Genomic DNA, 8485 nt, shown 5'->3' with positions numbered 1-8485 from the left:
GGCGGAGCCGGACCCTTGCTGCCCCTGGAGGGGACTGCTTCGGGCGTTGCGCTCCGCTGCGCTCTCAGACGTTCATGAGCGCCACAGCCCGCGTGTTCAGGTAAGCCTCCAGCGCTTCCGGCCCGCCTTCGGTGCCGTAGCCCGAGTCCTTGATGCCGCCGAAGGGCAGTTCGGCCGAGGGCATGGCGGCCATGTTCACCCACAACATGCCCACCTCCACACGGCGCATCAGATGCTCCGCGTTTTTCAGCGACTTGGTGAAGGCATACGCGGCCAGGCCGTAGGGCAGGCGGTTGGCTTCGGTGATGGCTTCGTCCAGTGTCTTGAAGCTGCGCACCGCGGCCATCGGGCCGAAGGGTTCGTCGTTGAACACACGTGCGTCCAGCGGCACATCGGTCAGCACCGTGGGTTGCCAGAAGTGGCCGGTCTCGCCGATGCGCGCGCCGCCGGTGGCCAGCGTGGCGCCGCGTTCCAGTGCGTCCTGCGTGAACTCGGCCATGGCGGTGAGGCGGCGCGGGTTGGCCAGCGGGCCCATCTGCACGCCCTCGGTCGTGCCATCGGCCACGGCCAGGCCGCTCGCGTGTTTCACCAGCGCGGCCGAGAACTCCTTGGCAATGCTTTCGTGCACCAGAAAACGCGTGGGCGAGATGCACACCTGGCCGGCGTTGCGGAACTTGGCACCGCCCGCGGTCTTCACCGCCAGCGCCACGTCGGCGTCTTCCGCCACGATCACCGGCGCGTGGCCGCCCAGCTCCATGGTCACGCGCTTCATGTGCTGGCCGGCCAACGCGGCAAGCTGCTTGCCCACCGGCGTGGAGCCGGTGAAGGTGACCTTGCGGATCACCGGGTGGGCAATCAGGTAGTTGGAAATTTCCGCGGGCGTGCCGTACACCAGCCCCAGCACGCCGGGCGGCAGGCCGGCGTCGGCAAAGGCGCGCACCAGTGCGGCTGGCGCGGCCGGGGTTTCTTCGGGGGCCTTCACGATCATCGAGCAGCCGGTGGCTAGGGCCGCGCCGAGCTTGCGCACGATCTGGTTGACGGGGAAGTTCCAGGGCGTGAACGCCGCCACCGGGCCCACCGGGTCTTTCAGCACCAGCTGGCGCACGGCGAGGTTGTAGCGCGAGGGCACGATGCGGCCGTACACACGCAGGCCTTCTTCGGCGAACCAGTCGATGACATCGGCCGCGGCCAGTACCTCGCCCTTGGCCTCGGCCAGCGGCTTGCCCTGCTCCTGCGTCAGCAGGCGCGCGGTGTCGCCAGCGCGCTCGCGCAGCAGGCCGGCCGCGGTGCGCATGACTTTGGCGCGCGCCACCGCGGTCGTGTCGCGCCAGGTTTCAAACCCCTTCTGTGCGGCGGCCAGGGCCAGGTCCAGGTCGGCCACGCGCGCATGCGCCACGCGCCCGATTTCCTGGCCGGTGGCCGGGTTGAACACTGCCATCGTTTCACCGGCGAGGGCGTCGCGCCATTGGCCGTCGATGAACAGTTGGGTATGGGGGTAGGTCATGCGTCTCCTGCAGTGGTCGGGGGTGAGAGACGGAAACCATAACAGTTGCCCCGCGGCCGGGCGGGGGGCGGGGACATTGCCGCGCGGGCGTGGTGCCGGCTCAGAGCGGCAGGCACTGCAACTGCAGTTGCGGCGACTGCAGCTTCTCGGCCTGCCAGCCGTTGCGCGCCGGCGAGATCAGTGCCGCCAGGCCGGTCATCAGGGCCACCTCGTCGCCGGGGCGGGCCTCGCGGTAACACCGGGCGAGCGTGTCCAGCGTGTTGCGCAGGGCCTTTGTCTGAATGCAGAAGGACTTGGCTTGAAAGTGTGCGTCCTGGATGTGATTCATCGACAACAGCAGCCATCTGATGCTGCCGACGTTCTCAGCCCCCACCCTTCAACACCCGCCGGTACTGCACCGCCTCGGCCACATGCCCCACGCCCACCGCATCCTCACCCGCCAGGTCGGCAATCGTGCGGGCCACGCGCAGTGCGCGGTGGGTGCTGCGCGCGCTCCAGCCCAGGCGTGCGGCGGCGGTTTGCAGAAACTTCAGGGCGGCGGGTTCGGCGTTCACGTGGGCGTCGAGTGAGCGGCCGGCCAGTGTCTGGTTGGGGCTGCCCTGGCGGGCTTCTGCGGTTTGCCGCGCCTGGTGCACGCGCTCGCGCACCGCGGCGCTGGGTTCACCGGCCACGCCGTGCAGCAGGTCGTCGTGCGGCAGCGCCGGCACTTCCACGTGCAGGTCGATGCGGTCGAGCAGCGGGCCGCTGAGCCGGCCCTGGTAACGCGCAATCTGGTCGGGCGTGTCGCGGCAGGCGCGGGTGGGGTGGCCCAGGAAACCGCAGGGGCAGGGGTTCATGGCGGCGATGAGCTGGAAGCGCGCCGGGAACTCACTCTGCATGGCCGCGCGCGAGATGCGGATGTGCCCGCTCTCCAGTGGCTCGCGCAGGGCTTCGAGGGCAGCACGTGGAAACTCCGGCAGTTCATCGAGGAACAGCACTCCGTGGTGGGCGAGCGAGATCTCTCCCGGCCGCGGCGGCGAACCGCCACCCACCAGGGCCACAGCGCTGGCGGTGTGGTGCGGCGCGCAGGTGGGCCGCTGGCCCCAGTGTTCGAGTGTGAAGCGCCCGGCCAGCGAGGCCACGGCCGCCGACTCGAGCGCTTCCTGCGTGCTCATGGCCGGGAGCAGGCCGGCGAAGCGGTGGGCGAGCATGGACTTGCCGGACCCGGGTGGCCCGACCATCAGCAGGCTGTGGCCCCCGGCGGCGGCGATTTCGAGGGCGCGCTTGGCCACCGCCTGGCCTTTCACGTCGGCCAGGTCGGCACCCGAAGGTGATGCGGTGATGGTGGTGGGGGCCAGCCGGCACCAGCCGCTGTCGTCGGCAGGTGCCGCCGCGTCGGCTGCGGCAGCGGCGCGCTCGGGCAGGAAATGCGCCACCACGTCGAGCAGATGGCGCGCGCGGTACACCTGCGCCTGTGGCACCAGGGCCGCCTCTTCGGCGCTGCCGGGCGGCAGCACGAGCTGGATGGGGGCTGTTCGGCTTTCGCCGTCTGCCTGCGCGCGCGCATGTTGCGCCAGGCTCATGGCGAGCGCGCCGCGCACCGGGCGCAGTTCGCCACCCAGCGACAGCTCACCCGCGAACTCCCAGCCGGCCAGCCGTGCGGGTTCGATCTGGCCGCTGGCGGCCAGGATGCCGAGTGCAATCGGCAGGTCGAAACGGCCGGAGTCCTTGGGCAGGTCGGCCGGCGCCAGATTGACGGTGATGCGCTTGTTGGACGGGAACTCCAGCCCGGCGTTGGCGATGGCCGAGCGCACGCGCTCGCGGGCTTCCTTCACTTCGGTGTCGGCCAGGCCGACCAGGGTGAAGCTGGGCAAACCGTTGGCCAGGTGGACTTCCACGCAGACCGGACAGGCGGTCAGGCCGAGCAGGGCCCGGCTGTGCACCAATGCGAGACTCATCTTGAACGGCTCCCTGTTTCGGTGCATTCCGGGTCTGCGACGGCGCGGACGCCCCGGACATCACATGGCACCGCGCTGGTGCGCACGCGTTTGGGGTGCGCGGCGTGGCACGGTCACACCGGGCGGTGCCCGGCGGCTTGGGGGAATCACTGTAGAGGGCTGTCGTGGCTTGAACCCTGGGGGGTAGGGCAGGCAGGTCTGGCACGGTCTGTGCTTCGGGGTGTAAGCGATTGAATCCGGGCCATGGAAGTTCCCATGGCTGTCCCCGCAAACCGCGGTCTCGGCCCCCCAAGGCCTGAGCACCCATCCGTTCTACAAGAGGAATCACAGCATGAAAATGGTTTCAGCCATCATCAAGCCGTTCAAGCTGGACGAGGTGCGTGAAGCACTTTCCGGCATGGGTGTGCAAGGCATCACCGTGACCGAAGTCAAGGGCTTCGGCCGCCAGAAGGGCCACACCGAGCTGTACCGCGGCGCCGAGTACGTGGTCGATTTCCTGCCCAAGGTCAAGATCGAAGCCGCCGTGTCCGACGACCTCGTCGAACGCGTGATCGAAGCCATCGAAGCCGCTGCGCGCACCGGCAAGATCGGCGACGGCAAGATTTTCGTCACCGATCTGGAACAGGTGGTGCGTATCCGTACCGGTGAAACCGGCAAGGAAGCGCTCTGATCCGCCGCCCCTGAACAAGAAAGATCACGAACATGAAAAAACTCATTGCAACCCTGTTCCTGGGCATGGGCCTGGCCTTTGGCGGCCTGAACGCCATCGCCCAGACCGCGGCACCGGCCGAAGCACCCGCCGTCACGGCGCCCGCCGAAGCTGCTCCTGCGGCGCCTGTCGTTGTGGAGTCCACGACGATCGTGGCCGAAGTGGCTCCGGCTGCTGAAGCCGCAGAACCCGCGCTCGACACCGGCGACACCGCCTGGATGTTGACCTCCACCATGCTGGTGATCCTGATGATCATCCCCGGCCTGGCCCTGTTCTACGGCGGCCTGGCCCGTTCCAAGAACATGCTGTCGGTGCTGATGCAGGTGTTCGTGATCTTCTCGCTCATCACCATCCTGTGGTGCGCCTACGGCTACAGCCTGACCTTTGCGGGTGAGGGCAAGTTCGTCGGTGGCTTCGACAAGGTGTTCCTGATGGGCATCACGCCGGACACGCTGTCGGGCCTGTTGCCGACGATTCCCGAGTTTGTGTTCGTGGCCTTCCAGTCGACCTTCGCCGCCATCACCTGCGCGCTGATCGTGGGCTCGTTCGCCGAGCGCATCAAGTTCTCCGCCGTGCTGCTGTTCTGCGTGCTGTGGTTCACCTTCAGCTACATCCCGATGGCCCACATGGTCTGGGGCGGTGGCCTGCTGGGCGCTGACGGCGCACTGGACTTCGCAGGCGGCACCGTGGTGCACATCAACGCCGGTATCGCCGGTCTGGTGGGTGCCTACGTGGTGGGCAAGCGCATCGGTTACGGCAAGGAAGCCCTGACCCCGCACAGCCTGACGCTGACGATGGTGGGTGCCTCCCTGCTGTGGGTGGGCTGGTTCGGTTTCAACGCCGGCTCCGCCGGTGCGGCCAACGGCCTGGCCGGTCTGGCCTTCATCAACACCATCCTGGCCACCGGCGCTGCCACGCTGTCGTGGATTGCGGGTGAAGCCCTGCACAAGGGCAAAGGTTCGATGCTGGGTGCCGCTTCGGGTGCCGTTGCCGGCCTGGTCGCCGTGACCCCTGCCGCCGGCTTCATCGGCCCGATGGGCTCGATCGCCCTCGGCCTGATCGCCGGCCTGGTCTGCCTGTGGGGCGTGGGTGGCCTCAAGAAGCTGCTGGGTGCGGACGACGCGTTCGACGTGTTCGGCGTGCACGGTGTCGGCGGCATCGTTGGTGCCATCCTGACCGCAGTGTTCGCCGCCGCCAGCCTGGGTGGTGTCAAGGGTGACGACTACGTCATGGGCGCCCAGATCTGGGTCCAGGTCAAGAGCGTGCTGCTGACCATCGTCTGGTCGGGTGTGGTCTCGTTCGTCGCCTACAAGATCGTCGACATGATGGTCGGTCTGCGCGTCAGCGAAGAAGCCGAACGCGAAGGCCTGGACATCACCTCGCACGGCGAAACGGCCTACAACCGTTGAGCCTCCCGAGTCTCCAGCGTGGCGCGCTGACCGTCTTCACCAGACCGATACCGCCGCCACGCTGACACCGAGTCTCCTTTGGATGTTCAACCCGCGCTGCCACCCGGCACGCGGGTTTTTTTTCGCCTGCGCTTTTCTTAAGATGCGGGGCGGGACACCACAACATTCAGGAGGAAAGAACCCATGTCCGGAACCACCATGCGGCTGCTCGCCGCCGCCGTGCTCACTTGTGCCACGCTGGGCGTGCAGGCGGCCAACCAAGGCGCCAACCACGGAACCCATCACCCTACGCCCCGCAAAGCCGCGGGCAGCGTGAAGTTTCTGAAGGCCCCGTCCGAAGAAAGCCCGGCCGCGCGTGCCAAGCGCCTGACGCGCGAGTGCAAGGGGCGGCCGAACGCCGGCATGTGCCTGGGCTACGCCAGCCGCTGACGACGCTGGCCCGCCGGCTGGATTGCAGCCGGCTGTGCAGAAAATTCAAAACCGGCGCGAGGACGGGCGACTACCATCGTTGCCATGTCGTCCCCACCCCCAGAACACCCCGGCGAGCTCATCGACCGGGTCCGTGACGCGGCCGCCGCGCGCGCGCCGCTGCGCATCGTCGGTGGCAACACCAAGGCTTTTTACGGCGAACCCGTCGGCACGGGCGAGCCGCTGTCGACCCGTGGCTGGGCCGGCATCGTGAGCTACGAGCCCACTGAGCTGGTGGTTACCGTGCGCGCCGGCACGCCGCTGGCCGAGCTGGAGGCCGTGCTGGCCGAGCGTGGCCAGTGTTTCCCGTTCGAGCCACCGCACTTCGCCCCCGGTGGCACCGTGGGCGGCATGGTGGCGGCCGGCCTCACCGGCCCGGCGCGCGCCAGCGTCGGTTCGGTGCGCGACCACGTGCTCGGCGCGCGCTTCGTCAACGGTGCTGGTGAGCTGCTCACCTTCGGCGGGCAGGTCATGAAGAACGTGGCCGGTTACGACATCAGCCGTTCGCTCGGCGGCTCCATGGGCACGCTGGGCCTGATCACCGAGCTCAGCCTGAAGGTGATGCCGGTGGCGCCGGCCGAGGCCACGCTGGTGTTTGCGCTCGGCCAGCACGACGCGCTGGAACAGCTGCACCGCTGGGGCGGCCAGCCGCTGCCGATCAACGCCTCCTGCTGGGTGAAAGACAGCACGCTGGCCGACGCACCCGAGCTGCTCTTCGTGCGCCTGCGCGGCGCGGTGGCGGCGGTCGAGTCCGCTTGCGAGCGGCTGGCGCGCGAGGCCGCGGGCACGCGCATGGACAACGCGCAGGCGGCCTCCGACTGGGCCGATTGCCGCGACCAGCGCCTGCCGTTTTTCCAGAGCCCCGATGCCAGCCAGAGCCTGTGGCGCCTGTCCGTGCCGCAGACCGCACCGGTGCTGGACCTGCCGTGGGCACAACTGATCGAGTGGCAGGGTGCGCAGCGCTGGCTCTGGGCGCCTGCCGGCGCCGCCGCGCAGATCCGCGCCGCCACTGTTGCAGTGAACGGCCATGCCACCTTGTTCCGCGCCGGCGCCGATGGCGCGCCCGGTGTGCCGCGCTTCGACCGCACCTCTCCGGCCATCACCGCGATCACGCAGCGCCTGCGCGCTGCCTGCGACCCGGCCGGCATCTTCAACCCTGGCCGCATGGGCTGACGAAACGGACGCCGCAATGCAAACCCAGCTCTCCCCCGAATACCAGGCGCGTGCCGATGGCCGCGCGGCAGAGGCCATCCTGCGCAAGTGCGTGCACTGCGGCTTCTGCACCGCCACCTGCCCCACGTACCAGTTGCTCGGTGACGAACTCGACGGCCCGCGTGGCCGCATCTACCTGATGAAGCAGGTGCTCGAAGGTGCCGAGCCGACGCGCAAGACGCAGCTGCACCTGGACCGTTGCCTCACCTGCCGCAACTGCGAGAGCACCTGCCCGAGTGGTGTGGACTACGGCCACCTGGTCGACATCGGGCGCCAGATCGTGGACGAAAAAGTGCCGCGCCCGGCCAGCGAAAAAGCCTTGCGCTGGGCGCTGAAGGAAGGCCTCACCTCGCCCCTGTTCGCGCCGGCCATGAAGCTCGGGCAGATGGTGCGCCCGCTGCTGCCGGGCGTGCTCAAGGACAAGGTGCCCGCGCCACGTGCCGCCGGCCCCTTGCCCACCCGCACCCATGCGCGCCGCGTGCTGCTGCTGGCCGGTTGTGTGCAGCCGGCCATGATGCCCGGCATCCACAACGCCACCGCGCGCGTGCTCGATGCCGCCGGCATCCAGGGCGTGCTCGCGCCCAAAGCCGGTTGCTGTGGCGCGGTGAAGTTCCACCTGAACGACCAGGACGGCGGCAAGGCGCAGATGCGCGCCAACATCGACGCCTGGTGGCCGCTGATCGAAGGCGAGGGCGGCAAGGGCCCGGACGCCACCGCCGGTGTCGAGGCCATCGTGATGAACGCCTCGGGCTGCGGCGTGACGGTGAAGGAGTACGGCCACATCCTGCAGGACGACCCGGCCTATGCCGCCAAGGCCGCGCGCGTGAGCGCACTCACGCGCGACCTGAGCGAGCTGCTGCCCGAGCTGGTGCCGCTGCTGCGCCCGAAGCTCCAGCAGGCGCCCGACGCCGCGCGCGTGGTGGCGTTCCACCCGCCCTGCACGCTGCAGCACGGCCAGAAGCTCAAGGGCGGTGTGGAGCAACACCTGGCCGCGCTCGGTTTCACCGTGCAGGTGGCGAACAACGAAGCCCACCTGTGCTGCGGCTCGGCCGGCACCTACTCGGTGCTCAACCCCGAGATCGCGCACACCCTGCGCGACCGCAAGCTCGGCCACCTGGACGAGCTGCAGCCCGCGGTGATCGCCAGCGCCAACATCGGCTGCATCACCCACCTGCAGAGCGGCACCAGCACGCCGGTGCGGCACTGGGTCGAGCTGCTGGACGAGGCGCTCACCGGCTGACCGCAC

At 69.1% G+C, this 8485-nt stretch carries 8 protein-coding genes; 5 read left to right on the top strand and 3 right to left on the bottom strand.

Annotation, left to right across the window (positions count from 1 at the left end; all coding sequences use genetic code 11):
• Nucleotides 1-64: 64 nt before the first annotated feature.
• The 3 genes from HPA01S_RS09755 to HPA01S_RS09745 all read right to left on the bottom strand — a co-directional run bounded on the left by HPA01S_RS09755 (nucleotide 65) and on the right by HPA01S_RS09745 (nucleotide 3441).
• On the bottom strand, nucleotides 65-1504 hold the full coding sequence (locus HPA01S_RS09755; protein ID WP_066269357.1) for an NAD-dependent succinate-semialdehyde dehydrogenase: 1440 nt from the start codon (nucleotides 1502-1504) through the stop codon (nucleotides 65-67).
• 100 nt (nucleotides 1505-1604) lie between these two features.
• Nucleotides 1605-1832: a hypothetical protein gene (locus tag HPA01S_RS09750; RefSeq protein WP_157084955.1), complete on the bottom strand. Its 228-nt coding sequence runs from the start codon at nucleotides 1830-1832 to the stop codon at nucleotides 1605-1607.
• A gap of 34 nt (nucleotides 1833-1866) precedes the next feature.
• Nucleotides 1867-3441, bottom strand: coding sequence for a YifB family Mg chelatase-like AAA ATPase (locus tag HPA01S_RS09745; RefSeq protein ID WP_066269354.1), 1575 nt, complete (start codon nucleotides 3439-3441; stop codon nucleotides 1867-1869).
• 331 nt (nucleotides 3442-3772) lie between these two features.
• Here HPA01S_RS09745 and glnK point away from each other — a divergent pair, with 331 nt between their 5' ends.
• The 5 genes from glnK (at nucleotide 3773) to glcF (ending at nucleotide 8479) form a co-directional block, all read left to right on the top strand.
• Nucleotides 3773-4111 carry a P-II family nitrogen regulator gene (gene glnK, locus HPA01S_RS09740; RefSeq protein WP_066269352.1) on the top strand — a complete coding sequence of 113 codons (339 nt, stop codon included), beginning with the start codon at nucleotides 3773-3775 and terminating at the stop codon, nucleotides 4109-4111.
• A 32-nt stretch (nucleotides 4112-4143) separates the two neighbouring features.
• On the top strand, nucleotides 4144-5559 hold the full coding sequence (gene amt, locus HPA01S_RS09735; protein WP_066269348.1) for an ammonium transporter: 1416 nt from the start codon (nucleotides 4144-4146) through the stop codon (nucleotides 5557-5559).
• A gap of 183 nt (nucleotides 5560-5742) precedes the next feature.
• Nucleotides 5743-5988, top strand: a complete 246-nt coding sequence (locus tag HPA01S_RS09730; RefSeq protein WP_066269347.1) for a hypothetical protein — start codon at nucleotides 5743-5745, stop codon at nucleotides 5986-5988.
• An 84-nt stretch (nucleotides 5989-6072) separates the two neighbouring features.
• The gene (gene glcE / locus HPA01S_RS09725) at nucleotides 6073-7200 is read left to right on the top strand and encodes a glycolate oxidase subunit GlcE (protein ID WP_066269342.1); all 1128 of its coding nucleotides are present in this window, start codon (nucleotides 6073-6075) and stop codon (nucleotides 7198-7200) included.
• Between the two features lie 16 nt (nucleotides 7201-7216).
• Nucleotides 7217-8479: a glycolate oxidase subunit GlcF gene (gene glcF / locus HPA01S_RS09720; RefSeq protein ID WP_066269340.1), complete on the top strand. Its 1263-nt coding sequence runs from the start codon at nucleotides 7217-7219 to the stop codon at nucleotides 8477-8479.
• Nucleotides 8480-8485 lie beyond the last annotated feature (6 nt).

Origin of the sequence: Hydrogenophaga palleronii NBRC 102513, from assembly GCF_001571225.1 — a bacterium.
In the GTDB taxonomy this organism is placed as follows: domain Bacteria; phylum Pseudomonadota; class Gammaproteobacteria; order Burkholderiales; family Burkholderiaceae_C; genus Hydrogenophaga; species Hydrogenophaga palleronii.
Note: the sequence above shows the minus strand (reverse complement) of the source record. Positions and strands in the feature narration are given on the sequence as shown.